We start from the raw sequence: 23,222 nt of genomic DNA, 5'->3' as shown, positions 1-23,222 counted from the left end.
CACTGTGAATGGATGCATCCATGGAATGGTCAGAAGGCTATGTCGCAGACGTCCCTTACACCACCGAATTTTTTGGCGAACAGGCACCGGACTTCCTCAATTGCGTTGCCATCATCAATGGCTACGAGCCCGTGGCGACCGATAAGCCATTTACGTATTTTGAACTGGGGTGCGGCCACGCATTGACCTTGAATATCCTCGCGGCCGGCAATCCTCTTGGCCAGTTTTATGGCGTCGATTTCATGCCCTCGCACATCGCCGCTGGATGTGCGCTGGCAGATGCTGCCAAACTGGACAACCTGACTTTGCTGGACAGCAGTTTTGCGGACCTGGCCAGCGGCAAGGTAGCCGATATTCCGCAGTGCGATTTCATTACCCTCCATGGCGTGTACAGCTGGATCAGTGCAGACAATCAGCAGCATATCGTCAGTTTTATCCGCCAATACCTGAAGCCCGGCGGAATTGTCTATGTCAGCTACAACGCCTTGCCGGGCTGGAATGCAGCAATGCCGCTGTCACGCCTGTTGGTCGCACATGCGAATCTGCATCCGGCACAAAGCACGATCCAGCTACAGCACGCCGCCGCCTTCATTCAACAATTCGACATTGAACAGGCCGGTTTTTTCAGTACGACGCCGGCCCTGAAAGATCTTCTGGGCGTGCTGAATCGGTATAACCCGACTTATCTGGTGCACGAATATCTGAACCAGAATGCAGCGCCGCTTTACCACATGGATCTGGTGCGCGATTTAGGCTCCGCGAAAATGGATTATGTGGGCTCTGCCGATCTGTGCCAAGCGTATCCGGATTTGTATTTTAACGAACAGAAACTCGCTCTCATCAATGCGGTTCCGAACTCTCCCTTGCGCGAGACAGTAAAAGACTTTTTGCTCAACACCCGTTTCAGAAAGGACGTGTTCGTGCGTGGCGCAAGAAAAATGGGAATCACCAGACAAAAAGCGTTGCTGAAAAAAATCACGCTGGCGCTTGTGGTGCCGAAACAAGGAGTGCAATTGAATGGCCTCAACGCGGGCACGATGACCTTCAATGTGCACCAGGACATTATTCTCCCTGCCATTGAGGCGCTGGCAATATGTCCTCGCACGCTCGCGGAACTGGCCACCTTGCCATCGCTGGAAAAAGAATCCCTGATCGAAATCGCCAAGCTGGCGATGATGTTGACGACAGCAAACCAGACCACGGTGTGCACGGACCGTCCGCGCAACGTGTCGGCGACGGCGCGACTGAACCTTGCTATCGCGCATGAGTTGCACTACAGCGATCAATACGGAGCTCTGGCGTCACCAGCCGTCGGGAGCGGCATTGCGCTAAATCCAGTGGAATTATTGGTGTACGGAATACTCCGGAAGCCATCGCCACCCAACGGCCAAGACGTCGGCACCATCGCCTTGGAAGTACAAAAAATCCTTGACGATCGTGGTCGCCGATTACGCGTCAACGGTGTACCAATAGAGTCCGAGAAACAAAATATGGCCGAGATCACGCGTCATGTAACTGCTACGCTAAAGGCTAAACTCCCGCTGTGGCGTCAACTCGGCATACTGTGACCTGATAGCCCTTCGTGCCAGGTCGTATGTCGGGCAAGACTTGGTCAGCCCTGCCCGACAGGTCAGAAGTGTCGTTTGACCACTTCGTCGAACGCATCGGCAGCCGACAACCCGTCGCGCATCAGTGTCGTGATTTCATCAGAATACTCGCCAATTGCCGCTGGCAATTTCTGGCGATTTTCCTTGAAGTAGGCATACTTGGCGGCGTCAACCAGATCGGTGGCCTTGATCGTGGCTGCAGTATTGCGAACCGTGCGCTTGACGTTACTGGTTTTGCCAACATTCGCACTGGCAGCCTGAATTTTTTCGAGCGAATAGACGACAGTGGCATTGCTGCCTTCGAATTCATCGTCTTTCGGGTGCAGCAAATGATGATTGCTGTCGAAGGCCATTTTCTTGTCGGAGCTGTTGAGGACCTGATAATTTGGCCGTGCACCTGGCGTGCTGAGTGCAAACTGCACCCGATCACCGTAGGCTGCCATCTGGGCCATCACATCATTGAGAAAATCCGTGGTCAGCGTATCGATCTTACCGTTCCAGCGCTTGCTTCTTGTCGTAGTCAAAGTGCGTATTTCCAAAAATGTGGAGTAATAAATATGAGGCCATGCCAGTTACAGTCATGGTCGCAAGGCGACTATGTGTTCCGTAATCGGTATAGCGCAATCCGTGTACCCGTATTATCGCCGGACACGATTCCAACCGCAAAAAAATTACGTCATGTCGCCGACTTTGCCTTGGCCTTGGCCTTCACATTCAGGTTATCGGCCAGGAACATCATTGCGCGTTGCAGGCTGATATCGGCATCATCGAGAATGCACTCTTCGGCTTCCGGTAGAAACTCATCCCAGTACATCAGCAAGCTTTCCTGCATTTCATGCGGTGCCGTTGCGTGTATGAAGTCAATCACGGCGGCGCTGTCGAGTCCGTTTTTGCGCACCTGCCGGATCATCGTGCGCGCCTCGGCCTGGGTAATCGCGATCTTCGGTTTGGCCGCAGTCGCCAGGCACATGAACAGTGTCTTCTGTGAAAACGGATCGTCCTTGCCCTTGGTCAACGAGGTCCACTCCTTGGAAGCGAAGGCAGCAAAGCTGTCGAGGTCTTCCAGGAAAACATCCTCCAGGTGATAGCGATCCTTGAGCCGGTTCAGGACATCATGCAAGGCTAGTGTCGGACTCAGCATGACCGGGCCATCCATCCTGATGATGTCGCGCCGGATTTTTTCGGCAATCGCGTGATGCGGTTCCGGCACGTCATCAAGGATGGCCTTGGCGATCTTCAGCTTGCCATCGGCCGGTGGACGTGACCTGATCGCGTCGATCACGCGTTCGAATTCAGCGCGACCCAACACCTTTTTAGTACCCGCATGACGCATCAGGATCGCACTGCGAATAACCGCGTCCACCGCGACCGGATCGACTGTGGCACGGGAAATATGCAGGTCGTCGCAAAACCAGTGCGCGGCAGCGATCAACGCGATGGCGTCTTGCCGCAGCTTGAATTCACGGCGATAAGCCGCCAGCGAGTACGGATTTTTCAGGGTGCGGTACTGTTGAAATTCCAGCAGCGATTGACTGTCCATGCCAACGCCGTCTGCCATGGCCTGCATCGCAAACAGCTTTTTGAGCATCTCGTTACCACTGCGGGAATGGAATAAAAAAGTGTTGTCCTGCAAAGATTGAGCGGCCTTGTCAAGATCGCCACCGCTACTGTCTTCGAGATAGAGGCTTACCAGATTGACGATCCGGGTACGCGCATTGTCGAGTTCACTCTGCAGACTGCTGGTGCCAAAATGCGCAGCAACCTGCACCGTTCCTTTTGCGCCATCCGTGATCATGGCGTTGCAGCGGGCCATGTCGATGGTGCCCTTGCGAACACCATGGCTGAGTGCCTTTTCAAAAAAAGGACGCTTGTCGACCAGCGCGACAGCTTGCTTGATCGCTGTCATCGGCTTACAGCGCAGATTCTTCGGCCGGACCGGACGAAGGTTTGCCGGAGGCTGGCGGCGCTGTCGGCATCTCCCGGCGTGGTGGCGGCGCGGTCGGATCGAGTTCCATCTGTTCCAGATCGGCTTCGGCTTGCAGGCGTTGCTTGAGACGGATTTTCAGTTGCGGCAAGACCTGCTCGAACATGTCCGGATGATCATGCTTGAGCAGCCAGGTCAACTGCTTCCAGTCATGATCGGTGGCTTCGGATTTTTCAATCTCGTCGCTCTCTTCGGTGTGCAGATGATTGAAGGTGCCGTAGTTGGCAAAGTGAATCACCATTTCATCACGATCGGACAAATAATCCACCAGCGCTTCGCAACCGCCATCGAGCTCGCCGATCGCATCCAGAAATTCTTCGGTGTCAGCGTCTTCGCGGAACAGCACGGCGTTGACCATGCCACGCAAATGGGTGTGGGTATGGTCGCCATACAGGCGCTCCATCACCAGCGCACGGGCAAACTGCTCCGGCGTCACCAGCAGATTGACGACTGATTCATGGGAGGCATCGAACTCGCGAATCACCGCCAGCAAGTCCTTCGGCGGCATATCTTCCAGCACGGCGACGAGGGCAAGATCGCCTTCGGATTCGGCAATCGATACCAGCGCAAATTCGGCGCCGGCGATGTCGCCAGCCCGGATCAGGCTGGCGGCTTTTACTACGAGGGCATTGGACATTGAGGCTCTAATTTAAAAACAATGATATTCAGGGGCCAGCGGCTATGTGAATCAGACGATCCGCATACCAGCGACCATTGCGACGAGGGACGGCAACGGTTTATTCCCGGCGATCGAAACCTTGCTCGGACATCCATGCCGAACCGGCTTCGTCCAGATCAACTTCGTCGTCATCATCGTCGCGACCGTTTTCGCCTTCATCGTGTTCTTCGTCATCCGACGCCGCACGCTGATTGCCACTGCCGGCTTTTCCGTGCAGGTATTCGAGGCAGATCGTCGTGATCAGGAAGCGCTCGCCACCGGGTTCCAGCAAGACATCGTCAGCCAGTTTTTGGGTAGTCGCGGAGAACTGCACTGCATCGATCAGTTCGCTCCACTCCGGGAAGTCATCCGGGTCGGTGGTCGATAACAAGTACATCGCCTGCAGATTCACAAAAGTGATGTCACCGTGAAAAGCCACCGCCACCATTTCAGGTGCAATCTCGATCATCGGCATTAATGATTTGAACTGGGCCCGTTTGTCCTTGAGCCGTTTGGTCAGGACGTCATTGCCCTCGGAATCGCTCTGCAGGTCTTCGAGCTCGGCTTTGTATGCCTTGGACAGGTCTTCGAAATAGTAGGAGAGGCTCATTGCAGCACTTTGTTCATGTAGGTTTTCCAAATTTCTTCCGCGGCTTCCAGAGGGTTCTCCAGCAGGCTGCGGTGGCGGCTTTCGTCGTAAGCACTGCGCTTGGCGTCGTCTGCCAGCAGATCGTAGGCTTCCTGTACGTCGCGAAACTTGTCAGCAGCATCGGCTGCCGTGTTTCTGTCAGGATGAAACTCCGACGCCTTCTTGCGATAGGCATTCTTGATGGCGGCGCTCGATGCATCGCTGTCCAGACCGAGCACGGCGTAATAATTTTTCATGGGTGAGGATTTCTCTGGAGCATGGAGACCAGCGAAATGGTCTGAGGCGAAACGTGTTTATCGCGATGTGGCGCGACAATTGCTCTAGCAAGGATACACCACGCCGCCGCCCACGTCGATTACGCCCGACGCACAGCACTGGGAGCCCAAGGCAAATATCGGCAATTCAGCGATGCTTGCCAACAGTAGTCCGGCAAGTTGCTTACCCAATAAAAAAGCGCCTTGCGGCGCTTTGAGGGTGCTGAATGTTATCGACTCAAAATGTGTGGCGAACGCCCAAATTGAACGCCTTGTCACCTGATCCGGCTTCGATGGCGCTGCCGACTGTGTAGCCTGCACCATTGTCATTGGAAATACGGGCGTAAGCCGCGTACAGCTCGGTGCGCTTGGAGAACGCATAGCGGTAACCAAGTGCCCACTGGTTGGCATCCTGGTTCAATGCGGTCCGATCATTCTTGCGGATATACGAACCAAGCAGCGTATGCACGCCGAAGGGCACGGTCACGCCGACCAGCATGTCACGGCTATCAGTTGATGCCGTTGGGGCAACCGCACTGCCGTATGGATTGGCGGTATTACGCAGCGGTGAGCTGTTGGTGCCTTTGTTGACACCATAACCGAGATGCAGTTTCGCAACGTTGAAATCGTAGGTCATCGCCAGCAAAGTGTCTTTTGCAGTCGAGGTGCCCGTTACAGTAGCGGTATCGTTATTCCGGTTGTGATAACCGAGTCGTACTGCGATCGGTCCGTTAGCGTATCCGAGGGCCGCACCATACTGCCGCGCGGCTTTCGTGTCACCGGCGACTTCACCGAATCCATACGCCAGTTCGCCGGTAAAGCCTGAAAGATTTGGCGAGACATACTTGATTGCATTGTTCATCCGGCTGGCGGCATCGCCCGTATTGGGCATCAGGTTGGCGGCGTCGCCAGCCATTCCAGTACCGAACGGATCAGCCAGCACCAACGTCACGTACTGCGGCGTGTATTGGCGGCCCATTGTCACTGCGCCAAATCCACCCGACAAACCGACGAATGCCTGACGGCCAAATGCGGTATTTCCCTGGTTGAATCCGCCAGTATCGATAGCGATGCCGGTTTCCAGCAAGAAGTTGGCGGCCAACCCACTACCGAGATCTTCGGTACCGCGAAAGCCAAGCCGTGAGCCTGATGCAACGCCGCTGGTTAATTTGGACACAGATCCGGCTGCACCACCACGCTCGGCCACGACGCCAACGTCGGCGATTCCATACATGGTGACATTAGTTTGTGCGGCCGCAGTACCTGCTGCGGAACCCAGGAGTAAAAATAATAGTGTTGATTGTTTCATTGAATTTCCTTCAAAAATAGAAGTAGTGAATCAGGATCGAACCTTGCCTCAATAACTATCTTCTCAATAACTATCCGGACAGGATTCATTTGTTAAACCACCCAACAGACAAACGATGCAAATGCTTGATGCCAACGCGTCAACAGTTTTTTGAATAGTCTGTCTTTCTGTTTTTGGATTCGCGCAGTGCCGGACTGAAAATGCGTCTTGGGAGTACCGCTTCACCCCTGCTGACGTGTAGCCATTGTTGTCTGATCAATTTGGCAACGTCAATGATTTATCGGATTTACACCAACAAGTTGCCGACGATGCGTCACATTAAAACCACAATCTATCCAGAGAGAAAAATGGCCAGGTAACTCGGGTAAAAATAGAGATCTCCCTGCCAACATTGCAGGGACAAGGGAATACGGGACGCGCATGTAAATGCGGAAGGTTGCGTGTATGACGCTAGATGGCAAATACGGTAACTATGGACAATTGACCTGCTCGCAATGTGGCTCGTTGGCGTTTCTATATTTGCATGTTCATGATGTCCTGATACGCAGACACCAGCTTGTTTCTTACCTGCACCGTCGCTTGAAAGCCGATGTTCGCCTTCTGCGATGAAATCATGACATCCGACAAACTGACCTTGTCGTCGCCAAGCGCAAATCGCGAACCCAACTCCTGTGACGCCTTTTGTGACGCGTTGACACCGTCCAGCGACGCCTTGAGCGCATCGGCAAAGCCAACCTTGCCGGTACTGACCGGATCAGCAGCAACCGCATTCACGCCACCCTGCGGACGTGTGGCTGCAGCCTTTAACTGGCTGATCATGGCTTCGATCCTGCCGGTATCAATCATCGATGTTTTCATGCAAATTCCTTATTGGCATTTCTTTTCCGTGCGGGTGCTCAGAACGAGTCGCTGACGACCATACGGCTTTTTGACCATCCCACAGTAGCAGTCGATGCCACAATCATGTTCAGGAGCAACTAGGAAAAGGTGGGTCTGTTTGGTGGATTGAATCTGTGCAGCTAGACGACAATCGTGACCAGAGCAATAATTGCGCTAAGGAAATCATGAATCACGTATCCACCATTGCCAGTACCCGGGGAGTTTCATCATGGCTGTAGCCGCCGACGGCACCATCACGCCCAATCCGCTAATCAGTTTTGCGGAATCCCAGGGCGGTCGCAATCTGCTGCTGATGCTTGGTGCGGCGATCGTGATCGCGGTGATGGCGGGTGTCTGGATGTGGAGTCAGCAACCTGACTACCGGGTCTTGTTTTCGAATTATTCGGACCGTGATGGCGGCGCCATCGTCACGCAATTGCAGCAGATGAACGTGCCTTACAAATTTGCCGAAGGCGGTGGCGCAATTTTGGTACCAGCCGGCCAGGTCCACGATGCGCGCCTGCGCATCGCGGCGATGGGACTGCCAAAAGGCGGCAATGTCGGCTTTGAATTGATGGAAAACCAAAAGCTGGGCGTGTCGCAATTTCTGGAACAAGTCAATTTTCAGCGCGCGCTGGAAGGTGAGCTGGCACGTTCGATCCAGTCCATCGCCGCGGTCGAATCTGCACGGATTCACCTGGCCCTGCCGAAGGCATCGGTATTCGTTCGCGACCAGCAAAAACCTACCGCATCCGTGATGCTCAACCTGCATCCGGGTCGCACGCTCAATGAACAGCAAGTCAGTGCAATCATTCATCTGGTGGCCAGCAGCGTGCCGGAACTGCCGCCTGGCAACATCAGCGTGGTCGACCAGAACGGCAACCTGCTGTCGGATGCGAACAAACCAGCCAAAGCCAACGGTCTCGATCCGTCCCAGCTGAAGTATGTGCAGGAAGTTCAGCAAAACATTGTGCGACGTATCGAATCGATCATTACACCGATCGTCGGGCCGAATAACGTGCGCGCCGAAGCGACCGCTGACATTGACTTTTCGAACAGCGAGCAGGCCGCCGAAACTTACAAGCCAAACAGCCCGCCCAACCAATCGACGATGCGCAGCCAGCAAAGCAGCGAATCGCAAGGCAGTGCCGCCAGCAATGGTGGTGTCCCTGGCGCGTTGTCGAACCAGCCGGCAGCGCCTGCGACGGCACCGATCACGGCTCCAGCGGCCGGAGCCACGCCAGCCCCGGGGACGGCTGCCAACCCAACGCAAAAAGAAACCACCACGAATTTTGAAGTCGACAAGACGGTCCGCTACGTTCAGCAACCAATGGGTGGTGTCAAGCGGATTTCCGTGGCGGTCGTCGTGAATTACAAGCAGGTCACCGACAAGGCTGGTAAAGTCACTTCGACGCCACTAAGCGAGGCAGAGCGCACGCAAATCAGCGACCTGGTGAAAGAAGCAATGGGTTTCAACAAGGATCGCGGCGATACACTCAATGTGGTCAATAGCGTCTTCGCCGGAGTCACGAAAGAAGTCTTCCCTGAAGAACCGATATGGAAAAAGCCGGAATCCATCCAGCTCGCCAAGGAACTCGGCAAATACCTGGTTGGCGGCATCGCTCTCCTATACCTGTTCTTCGGTGTGCTGCGGCCGATGCTGAAAAAATTCAATGCGCCACCTGCGCCGAAAATCAAGGCCGTCGTTGATGACGACGATAGTGCGAACGACGAGATGGACGATACCGGCGCAATGCAAATGAACCAGGCACAGCAGCCCGCGCAACCCGCAGAAGCAAGTTACCAACAGAATCTCGATATGGCGAAACAGATGGCAAAAGACGATCCGAAAGTGGTCGCCAACGTAGTCAAGAACTGGGTGAACGGCAATGAGTGACGACGGTGTACAAAAAGGCGCGATCCTGATGCTCGCACTGGGCGAAGATGAAGCCGCTGAGGTGATGAAATTCCTCAGCCCGCGCGAAGTGCAAAAACTCGGTGCAGCGATGTCGAGCATGAAAGCGGTCAGCAATGACGACCTCGATGCGGTCCTGAAAAGTTTTCGGTCAGAGACCGAATCAAGCTCGTCACTCGGACTCGATTCGGATGAATACATTCGCACCGTGCTAACCAAGGCACTGGGTGACGACAAGGCCTCCTCGCTGCTCAACCGCATTCTCGGTGCACGCGACGCGAGCGGAATCGAAGGTCTGAAATGGATGGACTCGCAATCGGTCGCCGAACTGATTCGCAACGAGCATCCGCAAATCATCGCCACCATCCTGGTGCACCTCGAGCGCTATCACGCCTGTGAAGTGCTCGACCACTTTACAGAACGCCTGCGCAATGACGTGGTGCTGCGCATTGCCACTCTCGACGGTGTGCAACCAGCCGCGCTGAGAGAATTGAACGAAGTCCTGACCAAGCTGTTGACCGGCAATGAAAGCCTGAAGAAAAAGCCGATGGGCGGCATCCGCGCAGCCGCCGAGATCCTCAACTTCCTGTCCGGCGAAAACGAACAATCGGTGATCGCTAATCTGAAGAACTACGACAGCGACATGGCGCAAAAGATCATGGACGAGATGTTCGTCTTCGATAACATCATGGACATCGACGACCGTGGCATTCAGGTCATCCTGCGTGAAGTACAGTCCGAGTCGCTCATCGTTGCGCTCAAAGGCGCCAACGTGGACCTGCGTGAAAAAATCTTCAAGAACATGTCCAGCCGCGCCGCCGAAATGATGCGTGAAGACCTCGAATCAAAAGGGCCGGTGCGTCTATCGGAAGTCGAAGCCCAGCAAAAAGAAATCCTGCAGGTGGTACGGCGCCTCTCCGATGAAGGCCAGATCCAGCTAGGGGCGAAAGGCGACGACGCGTATGTCTGACGCCATCATCCCGAAGGAGCGGCAATCCGCTTACCAGCGCTGGGAAATGGATTCGTTTGGTGACAACCGTCCCAGCGCAAAACCACCAGCAGCGCCGCCGCCGATTCCCCGTGTCACCATCGAAGAACAGGCCGCCATCCGCGAAGCAGCACATGCGAAAGGCTATGCCGATGGCTTGGCCGAAGGACGCGCAGAAGGCCTGCAACAAGGACGTGCCGAAGGCAGCGCCGAAATGGATCACCTGCGACAGATTGCCGTGGCACTTGGCAGCGAAGCCGCCCGTGCCGATGAACTGATTGCGACCGATGTGTTGCAACTGGCGCTCGACCTGGCCAGAACGATGATGAAAACCGGCCTGGTGGTACAACCGTCCCTGGTACTGCCGATCGTCGCCGAGGCGATCCGGTATTTGCCGACATTACAGCAGCCGGCGATCCTGTTGCTGCATCCGGCCGATGCCCTGCTGGTCAAAGAACAGATGCACGACGAACTCGACAAAGCCGGCTGGCGCGTCACCGAGGACCCACACCTGCAGCGCGGCGGCTGCCGTATCGAGACCGCCACCAACCAGATCGACGCCACCATGGAAACACGCTGGCAACGCATGGCCGAAGCGCTCGGTCACACCGAAGGCTGGCTCACCGAATGAACACAGCGCAGACACGGTGCCAGCGCTGGCAAGCGTATCTGCGCGACTGCGGCGAACTGGTTCAGATTGCCGAACCGATGCAGGTCTCGGGACGCGTCACGCGCGTCGCCGGCCTGGTCATGGAAGCGGTCGGTCTGCGCCTCGCCGTCGGCAGCGCCTGCACGGTGCCCTTGCCCAACGGCGCGCGCATCGAAGCCGAGGTAGTTGGCTTTGAAGATGACCGCCTGTTCCTCATGCCGCAAAGCGATGTCGAAGGGGTGGTGCCGGGCACGCGGGTATTTCCGGTCGAGGTCGTGCAGTCGTTGCCGCGCCCGGGCTCGCTCAACCATCCGCGCCGCCGCCCGAGCGACCGGGGCCGCCATTTGCCGGTCGGCGACGAGCTGCTGGGCCGGGTTCTCGATGGTGCTGGTCGCCCGCTCGACAACCTCGGACCACTCGATGCCAGCCACGCTGCCCCACTGAACGTGCGCGCCGCCAATCCGCTGACGCGCGCACCGATCGTCGATATCCTCGATGTCGGGGTGCGCGCGATCAACAGCATGCTCACCGTGGGCCGTGGCCAGCGCATGGGGTTGTTTGCCGGGTCGGGCGTGGGTAAAAGCGTCTTGCTCGGCATGATGGCGCGCTACACTACGGCCGACGTGATCGTGGTCGGCCTGATCGGCGAACGGGGCCGCGAGGTCAAGGAATTCATCGAGCAGATCCTGGGTCCGGAGGGACTGGCACGCTCCGTCGTGGTCGCCGCGCCAGCCGATACGCCGCCACTGATGCGCTTGCAGGGTGCGGCCTACACCACGGCGATTGCCGAGCATTTTCGGGATCAGGGCAAGCATGTGCTGATGATCATGGACTCGCTGACGCGCTATGCAATGGCCCAGCGGGAAATCGCTCTGGCCATCGGCGAACCGCCAGCCACCAAAGGCTATCCGCCATCGGTGTTCGCCAAACTGCCGGCGCTGGTCGAACGGGCCGGCAATGGCCGCGAAGGTGGCGGCTCGATTACCGCGTTTTATACCGTACTGACCGAGGGCGACGATCAGCAGGATCCGATCGCCGATGCCGCGCGCGCCATCCTGGATGGCCACATCGTGCTGAACCGGCAACTGGCGGAAGCCGGCCACTATCCGGCCATCGATATCGAACAATCGATCAGCCGGGCGATGCACAGCATCACCACGCCCGAACATCAGAAACTCACGCGCCGCCTCAAGCAACTGTACTCGCGCTATCAGCGCAACCGTGACCTGATCAGCGTCGGCGCCTACAGCGCAGGCTCGGACCCGGTGCTGGACGAAGCGATCGTCCTCAACACCCGCATCGAAGATTTTTTGCAGCAGGGCATCCATGAACGCGCCAGCATAACCGAAAGCATGACCCAACTTTCCGGCCTGTTCGGCGGATGAATCGACTGCACGCTCACCGATAATTAACCATGGCCATTTCCTCTGCAATCGACACACTGATAGAACTCGCCGTCAAGGACACCGACGAGGCGGCCAAACGCCTTGGCCTGGCGATCCGTGCCTGCGAGGAAGTGCAGCAAAAACTGACGCTGCTGATGCAATACCGCGACGACTACGCGACGCGATTCCAGCACAGCCTGTCGGTGGGACTAAGCCCGTCCGGCTATCGCAACTTCCAGCTGTTCATCGACAAACTCGATGGTGCAATCGCCAGTCAGGAACTGGTACTTCTCGATGCCAAACGACGCATCGAAGAAGCCCGCAGTGCATGGCAGGAAAACGAACGCAAGCGCATGTCCTACGGCACGCTGGCCAGCCGGGCCTTGAAAGCCGAACAAGCAAAAGAAGCAAAGCGCGATCAGAAAGCCATGGATGAACATGCCGCCCGCGCCATACTCTACAAACGCTAGCGGATAAACCAGGAACCAGCATGCAAAACACGTCGATCCCGAATGCGCTCAGCCCACTTGGCACTACACCTGCCAAGGCACGCTCACCCGACAGTAATAACGGTGCAGACCAGCAGTTCACGCAAATGCTGTCGCGCCAGATGAACCAGCACACCGCACAAAGTAGTGCCGCAAAACCACCGGCAAAGGCAGCCGAGCCGCCGAAGCAGGCCGCCGCCAAAACATCGCCTGCGCCGAAAGAAGCGGACCAGCGCAGCGACGCGGCTGCGTCGGCCACTCTAGCGCCGATTGATGACACGAAGTCCGGCACCGGCACGACCGCCAGCACCGTCGAAACCAAGGACAAGAGCACGCCTGCTGACAAGACTGTCGATGGCGTTGCCACGATCGCCATCAGTAGTACCGAGGCGGCCCTGAATGCCTCGGCGGCGATCATGGCGATGGTAGCCAACGCCGGACCAACCGATGTGCGCAAACCGGACATCGCACCCGCTGCGCCGACAACCGGCCCGCGCGACATCGCCAGCCGCACCGACCTCAGAGCCACACCGGAAGTGGCGTTGAACGACACCGCTATCAAGGACCTCGTCGCCAAAGGGACTGGCGAATTCGGTGCCGCGTTACAAAAATCCGGGACCGAACAGGGCGATGCAAAACTGGTGCCGGCACCGACGCTCACACTATTGGCCGACCTGCCCGCAGCCGGCAGCATTCTGCCGCAGGCACAGCAAAACATGGTCGCCATGGCAGTCGCCCCGGGTACGCCCCATCCCGGTAATGCACTGCAGCCACCCGTCGGCGGCAACGGCTGGGATCAAACCCTCGGACAACGCATGGTCTGGATGGTGGCGGGTGCCGAGCAATCTGCGTCACTGACCCTGAATCCGCCCGACCTGGGACCGCTGCAGGTGGTGCTCAACGTCTCGAATGGCCAGGCCGACGCGAGCTTTTTTTCGGCCCAGCCGGAAGTCCGGCAGGCGCTTGAAGCGGCGCTGCCCAAATTACGGGAAATGCTCGGTGATGCCGGCATTTCGCTCGGCCAGGCCAGCGTCAGCTCCGGTAACCCGGAGCAGGCGCGCGGATCGCAGCGCAATGACTCGGGATCACGCCGTAATGGCGCCGGTGCGTCAGGCAGCGACACATCGGCCAGCCTGCCAACGCGTCGCATCAGCAGCAGCGGCAATGGCATCGTCGATACTTTTGCCTGATCCGCTGCAGTACTATTTCCAGAGCGCGGGATACAAATGCGTGCAGGCCATCATCGCCAATCATGCCGTTCTCGCGTACCATGTCGACGACAAAAAGAGATCGCCACATGCGCCGATCTGAGCCGGGTTTCGCGCTCTTCTCCACGCATCCGCTGTCGCTTTTTTTTTCAATAATGGCTACTGAGAACGCAGCACAGGTCACAAGGACACGAGATGGCAACAGCACCTAAATCAGCACCAAAGGCGGAAGCGGCCGATGGCGCCCCGACCGGCAAAAAAAAATCAAAAATGAAGTTGATCATCATCGCGGTGATCGTATTGCTGATTGCGGGTGGCGGAGCGGCATTTTTCCTGATGGGTAAAAAGGACGAGCACGGCGCCAAAGAGGTCAAGCACGAAGCCGCCAAGGCACCCGTGTTTTTCACGATGGACCCGTTCACCGTCAACCTGCAGCAGGAAGGTGGCGACCAGTACCTGCAAATCGCCATGACCGTGCAAGTGGCGGATGCGAAGCAGGTCGAAGAAATCAAGGTCTACATGCCGCAGGTACGCAGCCGTGTCCTGTTGCTGCTTTCCGCTAAAAAAGCGTCGGAGATCAATACCGCAGAGGGCAAGAAACTGCTCGCAAAGGAAATTGTCGCCCAGATCAGCATGCCGTTCTCGACCGGTGGCAAGCCACAGGAAGTCAATGACGTGTTTTTTACTTCGTTCGTGATCCAGTAATCCGCCATGGCTGATAATTTCCTCTCGCAAGAAGAAGTCGACGCGCTGCTCAAAGGCGTCAACGGCGATCAGGAGGATGCACTTGCACCGGAAGACACGTCCGGTGTGCGCCCCTACAATCTGGCGACGCAGGAGCGCATCGTGCGCGGGCGGATGCCGACGCTGGAGATCATCAACGAACGCTTTGCCCGACTGTTGCGGATCGGCCTGTTCAACTTCCTGCGGCGCAGCGCCGAGGTATCGATCGGTCCGGTACGGGTCTCCAAGTACAGCGAATTTATCCGCAATCTGGTGGTACCGACGAACCTGAACCTGGTGCACATGAAGCCCTTGCGCGGCACCCTGCTGATGGTGTTCGATCCGAATCTGGTATTTCTGATCGTCGATAACCTGTTTGGCGGCGACGGCCGGTTTCATACCCGTGTCGAGGGTCGCGATTTTACGCAGACCGAGCAACGCATCATCCAGCGCATCCTGGCTATCGTGTTTGAAAATTACGCTAAATCGTGGGAGCCGGTGTATCCGGTCGAGTTCGAGTACATCCGCTCCGAGATGAATACCCAGTTTGCCAATATCGCCACCCCCAATGAAGTCGTGATCTGCACCACGTTCACCATCGAACTGGGCCCTGTCAGTGGCGAAATGCACTTCTGCATTCCGTATTCGACGATCGAACCGATCCGCGACATCCTGACCAGCAGCCTGCAGGGCGAGACGCTCGAAATCGACAAGCGCTGGATTCGGCTGATGACGCAACAGATTCAGACTGCCGAGGTCGAGATAGTTGCCGATTTTGGTGTCGCCCGCAGCAACTTCGGGGATATCCTGAACATGAAAGCCGGCGACATCATTCCATTGAGCGTGCCGGATATCGTGCTGGCCAAGGTCGACGGCGTACCAGTGATGGAATGCTCATACGGCAAGCTCAACGGACAGTACGCATTACGGGTCGAGAAGTTGCTGGCCCAGAGTTCAAACGATGTACCGCAAGGGGGAGAAAATGGCTGACAACGACGAACAGCAGGCTGCCGAAGACGACTGGGGCGCAGCAATTGCCGAGCAGGAGCAGGCCGAAAAAGCAGCACTGCAGGCGCAGGCCGCCACCGCCACCGTGTTCAAGGATTTTTCCGGCAGCACCAAGGGGACGACCCACAATGATATCGACTTCATTCTCGATATTCCGGTACAGCTGACCGTGGAACTGGGGCGCACCAAGATCGCGATCAAGAACCTGCTGCAACTGGCGCAGGGATCGGTCGTCGAACTGGACGGATTGGCTGGCGAACCGATGGATGTACTGGTCAATGGCTGCCTGATCGCGCAAGGCGAAGTCGTGGTCGTGAACGATAAGTTCGGGATCCGGCTGACCGACATCATTTCTCCGGCCGAGCGCATCAAGAAGCTCAATCGATGAGATCGGCGGCAGGGTTGTTATCGGCACTGCTGATGCTGGCAGTGCCAGCGAGCTTCGCGCAGACTGCGCCGCCAGGTTCACCGGAGGCGCAGTCTGCCATCACACCGTCAGTGGCGGCAGATCCGACATCGGCACCAGTCACGACGCCGACTGACACCCCGCCAGCATCGACCATGGCAACACCCGCGTCCAAGCCGCTGACTGCACTATCAACGCCCGCATCACCATCCATCCCGTCGGCCTCGCCCGGCAGCATGCTCCAAGTGATGGTCGGTTTACTGCTGGTCCTGGGTCTGCTGATCGGCATCACCTGGTTCATGAAAAAAATGGGCGCAGGCAAACAGACTGTCGGTGGCGCGCTCAAGATCGTTGGCGGCATCAGCGTGGGCAACCGCGAGCGCATCCTGGTAGTGGAAGTTGCCGACCAGTGGATTGTGGTGGGTATCACGCCCACCACCATCAGTGCGCTATCGACGATGCCCAGACAGGCTGGTGTCGAATTGTCACCCATCGCACCGCTGGCAAAGAATTTCTCCGACTGGCTCAAGCAGACCATCGAGAAACGCAGCGCCACAAACCTTGCCGCCAACAATGCACCCATCAACCACGCCAGACCAGGACCGGACAATGCGCCTTAAGTTGTCGCGCTGCCTGCCATGGCATGGCAGCGCCTTGCCCCTCCCGGTGCTGCTGGCCTTGCTGGGATTGGTGACGCTACTGCTCCTGCCGCTGTCCGGCTATGCCCAGCAAGCCGGCCTGCCCGCACTGACCAGTACGCCGACAGCCGGTGGTGGCCAGAACTACACGCTAAGCCTGCAAACGCTGCTGCTGCTGACTGCCCTGTCGTTTCTGCCGGCGGCCTTGCTGATGATGACCAGTTTTACTCGCATCATCATCGTGCTGTCGCTGCTACGACAAGCACTCGGTACCCAGTCATCGCCGCCGAACCAGGTCATGGTCGGACTGGCACTGTTTTTGACGCTGTTCGTGATGGGTCCGGTATTCGATAAAATTTATGCCGATGCCTATCTGCCGCTGCAGGAAAACAAAATCAACATGTCGCAGGCCATCGACAAAGGTATCGCGCCGCTGAAGGTTTTCATGATGAAGCAGACCCGGCAAACCGATCTCGCTTTGTACGTCAAATTGTCGAACAACGCGGCCCTGCAGGGACCGGATGATGTGCCGCTACGCGTACTGGTCCCGGCCTTCATCACCAGTGAACTCAAGACCGCGTTCCAGATCAGCTTTGCGATCTTCATCCCGTTCCTGATCATCGACATGGTGGTCGCCAGCGTGCTGATGTCGATGGGGATGATGATGGTGTCACCGTCGATCGTGGCGCTCCCGTTCAAGCTGATGCTGTTCGTGCTGGTCGATGGCTGGCAGCTGCTGATCGGGTCGCTGGCCCAGAGCTTTTATTAGGAGCGCTCAATGACCCCCGAAAGTGTCATGTCGATGGGCCGCCAGGCAATGGAAGTCATGCTGATGGTGGCCGCTCCGCTACTCATGGTCGCGCTGGTCATCGGCCTGATCGTCAGTATTTTCCAGGCCGCGACCCAGATCAATGAGCAAACGCTGTCGTTCATTCCAAAACTGGTCGGGGTCTTCGTCACGCTGGTCGTCGCCGGTCCGTGGATGCTGTCGATCATGCTCGATTACATGCGCCAGATATTCACCGGGATTCCGGGGATGATCGGCTGATGGCAGCCGCCCTTCCCCAGACTGCATGCTCAACTTCTCATCGAACGAACTCAACGCGCTGATCACCAGCTTTCTGTGGCCACTAACGCGCATTCTCGGATTGATCGCGGTCGCGCCCGTCTTCGGCAACGTCACCGTACCGCGTCGTGTCAAGGTGGCGCTCGGCATCCTGCTGGCAACCATCATCGCTCCGGCCGTGCAAACGCCGACCGGGCTGGAGCCGATGTCGATGCAGGGCTTGCTGATCCTGGTACAGCAACTGATTATCGGGATCGCGATGGGATTCTCGATGCGCGTCATTTTTTCGGCGGTGGAGCTGGCCGGCGAAATTGCCAGCATGACCATGGGACTGGGTTTTGCGACCTTCTTCAACCCGCAGTCTCAGGGCCGCTCGACGGCGATCAGCCAGCTTCTCTCGCTGATAACGCTGTTGGTATACCTGGCCGCCAATGTCCATCTCGCACTGTTAGCCACGCTGGTCGAGAGCTTCACCACGATGCCGATCACGGTCGGCCCGATGACCGGCTCGCTGGCCCAGCAGGTCGTGATGTGGGCAGCGCGCCTGTTCAGTGCCGGCTTGCAGCTATCGCTGCCGATCGTGGCAGCACTACTGATTACCAATATGGCGCTCGGTATCCTGACGCGCGCCGCGCCGCAACTGAACCTGTTTGCGATCGGCTTTCCGATCACGCTGGCAGTCGGGCTAACGATGATCGCCCTGACCTTGCCGTACTTCGCTACTCCCTTGCAGAATCTGTTCCAGGAAACCATCGGGACAATTCGCCAGATGGTCGGCGGCTAATCAACTCAAGGAATCCGGACATGCAATTTTTGCGACTAGGATGTGCAGTGTTGCTGGCGACGGCGGCACTCTCTGCTGCAGCCTCAGAGCCGTTGCTGGCATCGAACATGAACGTGGTGGAAGAGCGCAGGAACGTCGTGGTCCATCTGGAAGCAGGGTCTGCCGCTGAACTGGGTCGTGGCAGGGATCTCAACGGGCTGGTTGGCCGCACCCGTGATTTCGACGGTCAAAGCTTGCCGTTGTATGCGATCTCGGACGGATCGATTTCAGCAGGACAATTTTTTCGGATGGTGCAGTTCAACGGACAACTGACCGGCACGCTGCAGTGTCAGCTGGTCCGGCTTGGCAACAGCCCGGACCTGCCGGGCGTCAAGATGGCAGTGCTGGCGCAGCGATGTGCGCTAAAAAGCCTGAATCACTGAGCCCTGCTGCTGCCTTGGCCGCAACCGCCGCCGGACTCAGTTGATGTAATTGAACAGCGACAGGTTCGCCACTTTCACGAACGACTGCTGCGCTGCCTGTAAAGTGATCTGCTGCTGGGTCAGCTCGGTAATGGCCTTGGCATAGTCCAGATCCTGCAACGACGACAGCGTGGCCGCATATTGCAAGCTGCGATCGGTGCCTTCGCTATCCAGTGTATCGAGCTCCTGCAGCCGCGCACCACCTGCTGCCCGTACGGTCAGAACCGCGTCCAGCGCTGCCGAAAAATTCGTGTTGGCGGCACTCAGACTGGTGACCAGATTGGCCTTGGCGGCTACTCCGGCGGTCGGCGTATTGAGCGATGTGATCAAGTCGCTGATCGACTTGAAAATGCTCTGGTTCGCACTGGGCTGGACGCTGAACGAATCCGTATTGGCCGGAGTGCCGCTAATATCAAACTGCAAACCGTCAAAGGCAATCGACTGGCCCGCAGTGTAAGGACCGGATACTGACAACGGCGTGGCTTTGGTCGGATCGGTGGTCAAGTCGAAGACATTGAAACTGGTCGCGCCACCAGTAACCGTGAAATCGATTGCGTAGTTATGCCCCGTCAGCAATGCCGCGTTGGTGACGGTACCGGGTCCGGCAACACTGCCGCCGGAATTGGTCGTCGCGGCCGCGGTGGTAAAGGTGCCGTTGCCGGTCTTGATCCTTTCGAAGATCGCATCGCCGGAGTCATTCAGCGCCAACTGGCGCGAGGTACTCACCTGCAATTGACGCTGGCCCTGATCGCCGTTGTAGACCACGCCGGCCGAGGTCTGGGTGAATGGTTGCACGGTGCTTTGGTAGCCGGAAAAAATGAAATTGCCGGCACTGTCGCGTGTATTGGCAATCCCCATCAGCTCTTCCAGATTGCCTTGCAGTTCGGACGCCATGAATTTGCGTTGCGTGTCGTCGAGCGCACCATTTCCAGCGGCAACGGTGAGCGTCTTCACGTTCTGCAGCAGGTTGGTGTAATTGCCCAGGATGTTTTCCTGCAAGGACAAGGCGGCCTTGGCCGACGTTCGGTTCGCTTCGAACTGGGTATTGACCGACGACTGCTGTGTGACTTCCAGCGCGGCGGCTGCCGCCACAGGATCATCGGCGGGCGTCAGAATACGGCGGTTAGCAGAAATCTGCGCCATTTTCTGGGCCACGCCCGATTGCAGGTCGCTGATTTTGCCACTGGCGTTTTCATAAAATGCGGAGGTACTGATACGCATGGCGACTACTCCCTATCGGCCGAGGCTGAGTAACACATCAAACAGCGTGCTGGCCGTTTGCATGATCTTGCCGGCGGCCTGGTAGGCCTGCTGATAGCGCAAGAGATTGGAGGCTTCTTCATCCAGATTGACACCCGATTGCGACTGCTGGATCGCCTTGGCGTTCGCGAGCAACGTCCCTTCGGCTGCGGCATTGGCAGTGACTTCGCGGGTCTTGTTACCGATCGTATTGACCAATTGACCGAAGGCGCCCGAGAAAGATGTGGTTCCGTTATCGAGTGTGCGGGCAGTTTGCAATGCACCGAGGGCGACGGCATTGCGACCGTCGCCGGTACCGGTGGTATTCGGGCCGATGGTGAATTTATCACCGGTAGCAGGCGCACCGGCAATCTGGAACGTCGCCCCGCCGAGCACGATATTGCTGCCTGATGTGTAGGCTATCGTGCTGCTGACAAACCCCGGAGCACTGCTTGAGGTCGTGAACAATTTGGTCACGCTGTCGTAAGTCAGCGTCACCGAACTGGCCAGCGGCGTGGCCAGATAGCTCTTGTCGACCGTACCGGCACTGATCGTCCCATTGCCGCCATTGGCTGCCGGGGCGCCCGTCACGATCGGCGCGGCAGCGGCAATCTCGGAATTATTCGTCAGCGCCACCTTGATGCCCGACGCACCATTCAACGTCGGCTGCACCAGAAAACTGTCGCCCGCAATCAGCGCAACCGGTGGGCTGCCTGCCGTCTTGCTGAACGTGATGCCGTCGATCGCTGCCGTAGGGAACGCACCCGTGGACACGACCTTCTTGTCCGCCAGACGAGTGATGTTGTAATTGGTGCCATCGAAGCCGATGCTGTAATCACTCGTGGTCAGACTGCTGGCATTGGAAATTGTCGCGCTGATGACGTCATTACCGGTATTCGTGTTGCTGGGAGAAACCTGTGGCCCGGGAATCTTGAAAAAGTCCTTGCCTGGCTGGCCGTTCTTGTCGACACCGAGTTTTGACTGGTCGTTGAAGGCCGTTGCCAGTCCGACTGCCACCCGCCCCAGTTCGTTACGTGCCGGGTCCAGCGTGGTCGAGCGAAAGTCCAGCAGACCGCCCAGCGTGCCGCCGGAAATTGCGGAATCGGGAAGGCGCAACACCACGCCACCGCTTTGATATCCCACTTCCAATTTGGTCTGATCAGTCGTCGAAGTCACCACTTGCAGCGCATACGTGGCTGTACCGATGACGAGCGGCTGGCCACTGCCAAAGCTGACGTTGTAGCCGCTGCCGGGCTGATTATCGACAGAGACTTTGACCTGTTTGCTCAGTTCCGAGACGATCAGATCGCGCTGGTCGAGCAAATCATTCGGCGGCGCACCCTCGGCGGCCGACGTGGCCTTCTCGATCGCGTCGTTAAGCGTGGCGATTTGTTTGGCGTACCCGTTGATGGTCGAGACCGTACCGATCACCTGCTGGTTGACACCTTCTGAAATCCGGCTCAACTCGCCATCAAGGCTCTGAAAACGCGCCACCAGACTGTCCGCCGATGACAGCAGCGTCTGCCGCTGCACCGAGCTGCCCGGATTGGCCGACAGATTCTGCACGTTATTAAAAAAATCGCCGAGCACCGGCGACAATCCGGTCGTGGAATCCGCCAACAGGTTATTAATCTGGGAAATCTGGCTTGCATACGCGTCAAATCCGGCTTTGCCGGTCTGCGAGGCATTTACGCGATTCGCCGTATAGCTATCGTAGACGCGCTGAATCGCCGTCACATTCGTGCCCTGGCCAACAAACCCGTTACCGCTGCTCTGGCCACCCGCCGAGGTTTGCACGACGATTTGCCGGCTGTAGCCGGGCGTGGCGGCATTGGCGATGTTATGGCCGGTCGTGGTCACGCCTAGTTGCGCTGCCAGTAACCCGCTTTGTCCGACACTGAGAATATTGCCCATGATTTTTTCCTTCCGGTGACATCTCAGTTAGCGGCAACGCAGCCGAAAACTTGAGGACCGGGTGTGTTGGCAGCCGCTAACGTTGCCGTCGGCCATGCGCTATCCGACAAAAGAATGCTTGATGATACTGGCCAGCTTGGCCGCGTAGTTCGGATCGGTTGCATAGCCGGCGCGCTGCAGGCCTTGCGCAAAGCCGGTCGCGTCGGTCGCGTTGGCCATCACATTGCGGTAGCGCGGGTTATTCGTGATCATGCTGCCGTAATCCTTGAAGGCATCCGCATACGAATCATAAGCGCGGAATTTTTCGATCCGGCTGTGCGGTACGCCATTCACATATTCGGTGGTCCTGGCCTCGACCACGCGGCCTTTCCAGTTGGCGCTGGCCTTGATACCAAACAGGTTGTGGCTGGTCGAGCCGTCATTGGCGATGATTTCCTTCTTGCCCCAGCCGGTTTCCAGTGCAGCCTGGCCGAGCATGAACTTGGCCGGGATGCCGGTCGCGCGACTGGCTTCTTCGGCCTGCGCGCCCAACTTGTCCTGGAAGGCTTTCACATGCGGCGCCTGCGCCGGGAACGACTGACGCGCCGGAACCGTCATTGCCGGGATGCCGGACTCGAATGAATTCTTCAGGGGCGTGGCCGGCTTTTTCATGGTCGGGTCCAGCGTCGATTCGCCGAACGGACCGGTGGCTGGCGTGGCCGTCGTCACCGACAATTGCCGAAACAGCACATCGGCCAGACCGATCCCGCGCTTGGCCAGATTTTCGCTGACTTTCTGATCCAGCATCGCCGTGTAGGTTTTGGTTTCCGAATTGTCCATCAAGCCATCTTGCGGCGTCGCGTCGCGCATGCTCTTCATGATCATGTTCATGAACAGCGCCTCGAATTGCTTGGCCGAGGCCTTGATCGCTTCCGGTGAATTCTGCTTGGCGGCCTGCTGCAATTTGCCGACCTCTTTTGCATCGAATGCGAGCTGGTCGGACAGGCTGGTCTGATTGATGGCCACGGTGA

Annotated in this window: 25 protein-coding genes; 15 read left to right on the top strand and 10 right to left on the bottom strand. The window is 57.5% G+C overall.

What is annotated here, in order from left to right; all coding sequences use genetic code 11:
• The first annotated feature begins 8 nt into the window (after window positions 1–8).
• Window positions 9–1,568, top strand: coding sequence for a methyltransferase regulatory domain-containing protein (locus ABD720_RS03740; protein WP_344761883.1), 1,560 nt, complete (start codon window positions 9–11; stop codon window positions 1,566–1,568).
• Window positions 1,569–1,630: 62 nt separating this feature from the next.
• Here the strand turns inward: ABD720_RS03740 and ABD720_RS03735 are convergent, their stop codons facing one another.
• From ABD720_RS03735 to fliE, 7 genes are all read right to left on the bottom strand, one after another.
• The gene (locus tag ABD720_RS03735) at window positions 1,631–2,131 is read right to left on the bottom strand and encodes a hypothetical protein (RefSeq protein WP_344761882.1); all 501 of its coding nucleotides are present in this window, start codon (window positions 2,129–2,131) and stop codon (window positions 1,631–1,633) included.
• Between the two features lie 152 nt (window positions 2,132–2,283).
• The gene (locus ABD720_RS03730) at window positions 2,284–3,513 is read right to left on the bottom strand and encodes a hypothetical protein (protein ID WP_344761881.1); all 1,230 of its coding nucleotides are present in this window, start codon (window positions 3,511–3,513) and stop codon (window positions 2,284–2,286) included.
• A 4-nt stretch (window positions 3,514–3,517) separates the two neighbouring features.
• The gene (locus ABD720_RS03725) at window positions 3,518–4,228 is read right to left on the bottom strand and encodes a hypothetical protein (RefSeq protein ID WP_344761880.1); all 711 of its coding nucleotides are present in this window, start codon (window positions 4,226–4,228) and stop codon (window positions 3,518–3,520) included.
• Window positions 4,229–4,328: 100 nt separating this feature from the next.
• Window positions 4,329–4,859, bottom strand: coding sequence for a hypothetical protein (locus ABD720_RS03720; protein ID WP_344761879.1), 531 nt, complete (start codon window positions 4,857–4,859; stop codon window positions 4,329–4,331).
• Window positions 4,856–5,134: a DnaJ domain-containing protein gene (locus ABD720_RS03715; protein ID WP_344761878.1), complete on the bottom strand. Its 279-nt coding sequence runs from the start codon at window positions 5,132–5,134 to the stop codon at window positions 4,856–4,858. Before ABD720_RS03715 ends, ABD720_RS03720 begins: the two co-directional genes overlap by 4 nt.
• A gap of 256 nt (window positions 5,135–5,390) precedes the next feature.
• Window positions 5,391–6,461 carry a porin gene (locus tag ABD720_RS03710; protein WP_344761877.1) on the bottom strand — a complete coding sequence of 357 codons (1,071 nt, stop codon included), beginning with the start codon at window positions 6,459–6,461 and terminating at the stop codon, window positions 5,391–5,393.
• A gap of 513 nt (window positions 6,462–6,974) precedes the next feature.
• Window positions 6,975–7,319 (bottom strand): flagellar hook-basal body complex protein FliE, encoded by a 345-nt coding sequence (fliE, locus tag ABD720_RS03705; protein WP_344761876.1) that lies wholly within the window; start codon window positions 7,317–7,319, stop codon window positions 6,975–6,977.
• A 250-nt stretch (window positions 7,320–7,569) separates the two neighbouring features.
• Between fliE and fliF the strand changes: the two genes are divergently transcribed.
• The 14 genes from fliF to ABD720_RS03635 all read left to right on the top strand — a co-directional run bounded on the left by fliF (window position 7,570) and on the right by ABD720_RS03635 (window position 19,020).
• On the top strand, window positions 7,570–9,237 hold the full coding sequence (fliF, locus tag ABD720_RS03700; protein WP_344761874.1) for a flagellar basal-body MS-ring/collar protein FliF: 1,668 nt from the start codon (window positions 7,570–7,572) through the stop codon (window positions 9,235–9,237).
• The gene (gene fliG / locus ABD720_RS03695) at window positions 9,230–10,225 is read left to right on the top strand and encodes a flagellar motor switch protein FliG (RefSeq protein WP_344761873.1); all 996 of its coding nucleotides are present in this window, start codon (window positions 9,230–9,232) and stop codon (window positions 10,223–10,225) included. The genes fliF and fliG overlap by 8 nt, the downstream gene beginning before the upstream one ends.
• The gene (locus ABD720_RS03690; RefSeq protein ID WP_344761872.1) at window positions 10,218–10,874 is read left to right on the top strand and encodes a flagellar assembly protein FliH; all 657 of its coding nucleotides are present in this window, start codon (window positions 10,218–10,220) and stop codon (window positions 10,872–10,874) included. The genes fliG and ABD720_RS03690 overlap by 8 nt, the downstream gene beginning before the upstream one ends.
• Complete coding sequence (gene fliI, locus ABD720_RS03685; protein ID WP_344761871.1) at window positions 10,871–12,277, top strand: flagellar protein export ATPase FliI; 1,407 nt, start codon at window positions 10,871–10,873, stop codon at window positions 12,275–12,277. The genes ABD720_RS03690 and fliI overlap by 4 nt, the downstream gene beginning before the upstream one ends.
• Window positions 12,278–12,306: 29 nt before the next feature.
• On the top strand, window positions 12,307–12,747 hold the full coding sequence (gene fliJ / locus ABD720_RS03680; protein ID WP_344761870.1) for a flagellar export protein FliJ: 441 nt from the start codon (window positions 12,307–12,309) through the stop codon (window positions 12,745–12,747).
• Window positions 12,748–12,767: 20 nt separating this feature from the next.
• Window positions 12,768–13,955: a flagellar hook-length control protein FliK gene (locus tag ABD720_RS03675; RefSeq protein WP_344761869.1), complete on the top strand. Its 1,188-nt coding sequence runs from the start codon at window positions 12,768–12,770 to the stop codon at window positions 13,953–13,955.
• Window positions 13,956–14,168: 213 nt separating this feature from the next.
• Window positions 14,169–14,678 carry a flagellar basal body-associated protein FliL gene (gene fliL / locus ABD720_RS03670; RefSeq protein WP_344761868.1) on the top strand — a complete coding sequence of 170 codons (510 nt, stop codon included), beginning with the start codon at window positions 14,169–14,171 and terminating at the stop codon, window positions 14,676–14,678.
• Between the two features lie 6 nt (window positions 14,679–14,684).
• The gene (gene fliM, locus ABD720_RS03665; RefSeq protein ID WP_344761867.1) at window positions 14,685–15,686 is read left to right on the top strand and encodes a flagellar motor switch protein FliM; all 1,002 of its coding nucleotides are present in this window, start codon (window positions 14,685–14,687) and stop codon (window positions 15,684–15,686) included.
• Window positions 15,679–16,092 (top strand): flagellar motor switch protein FliN, encoded by a 414-nt coding sequence (fliN, locus tag ABD720_RS03660; protein WP_344761866.1) that lies wholly within the window; start codon window positions 15,679–15,681, stop codon window positions 16,090–16,092. Before fliM ends, fliN begins: the two co-directional genes overlap by 8 nt.
• Complete coding sequence (fliO, locus tag ABD720_RS03655; protein ID WP_344761865.1) at window positions 16,089–16,730, top strand: flagellar biosynthetic protein FliO; 642 nt, start codon at window positions 16,089–16,091, stop codon at window positions 16,728–16,730. Before fliN ends, fliO begins: the two co-directional genes overlap by 4 nt.
• Complete coding sequence (gene fliP, locus ABD720_RS03650; protein WP_344761863.1) at window positions 16,720–17,517, top strand: flagellar type III secretion system pore protein FliP; 798 nt, start codon at window positions 16,720–16,722, stop codon at window positions 17,515–17,517. The genes fliO and fliP overlap by 11 nt, the downstream gene beginning before the upstream one ends.
• A gap of 9 nt (window positions 17,518–17,526) precedes the next feature.
• Complete coding sequence (fliQ, locus tag ABD720_RS03645; RefSeq protein ID WP_344761862.1) at window positions 17,527–17,796, top strand: flagellar biosynthesis protein FliQ; 270 nt, start codon at window positions 17,527–17,529, stop codon at window positions 17,794–17,796.
• A 25-nt stretch (window positions 17,797–17,821) separates the two neighbouring features.
• Complete coding sequence (gene fliR / locus ABD720_RS03640) at window positions 17,822–18,598, top strand: flagellar biosynthetic protein FliR (RefSeq protein WP_344761861.1); 777 nt, start codon at window positions 17,822–17,824, stop codon at window positions 18,596–18,598.
• Between the two features lie 20 nt (window positions 18,599–18,618).
• Window positions 18,619–19,020: a hypothetical protein gene (locus ABD720_RS03635; protein WP_344761860.1), complete on the top strand. Its 402-nt coding sequence runs from the start codon at window positions 18,619–18,621 to the stop codon at window positions 19,018–19,020.
• A 36-nt stretch (window positions 19,021–19,056) separates the two neighbouring features.
• On the opposite strand, the gene flgL is transcribed toward ABD720_RS03635, so the two are convergent.
• From flgL to flgJ, 3 genes are all read right to left on the bottom strand, one after another.
• Entirely contained in the window at window positions 19,057–20,280 is a 1,224-nt protein-coding gene (gene flgL / locus ABD720_RS03630; RefSeq protein ID WP_344761859.1) for a flagellar hook-associated protein FlgL, read from the bottom strand.
• A gap of 12 nt (window positions 20,281–20,292) precedes the next feature.
• Window positions 20,293–22,212: a flagellar hook-associated protein FlgK gene (flgK, locus tag ABD720_RS03625; RefSeq protein ID WP_344761858.1), complete on the bottom strand. Its 1,920-nt coding sequence runs from the start codon at window positions 22,210–22,212 to the stop codon at window positions 20,293–20,295.
• 99 nt (window positions 22,213–22,311) lie between these two features.
• Complete coding sequence (flgJ, locus tag ABD720_RS03620) at window positions 22,312–23,217, bottom strand: flagellar assembly peptidoglycan hydrolase FlgJ (protein ID WP_344761857.1); 906 nt, start codon at window positions 23,215–23,217, stop codon at window positions 22,312–22,314.
• Window positions 23,218–23,222 lie beyond the last annotated feature (5 nt).

It is taken from the genome of Actimicrobium antarcticum, from assembly GCF_039536745.1.
Lineage (GTDB): Bacteria > Pseudomonadota > Gammaproteobacteria > Burkholderiales > Burkholderiaceae_D > Actimicrobium > Actimicrobium antarcticum.
This window is presented reverse-complemented; position numbering and strand designations above follow the sequence as displayed.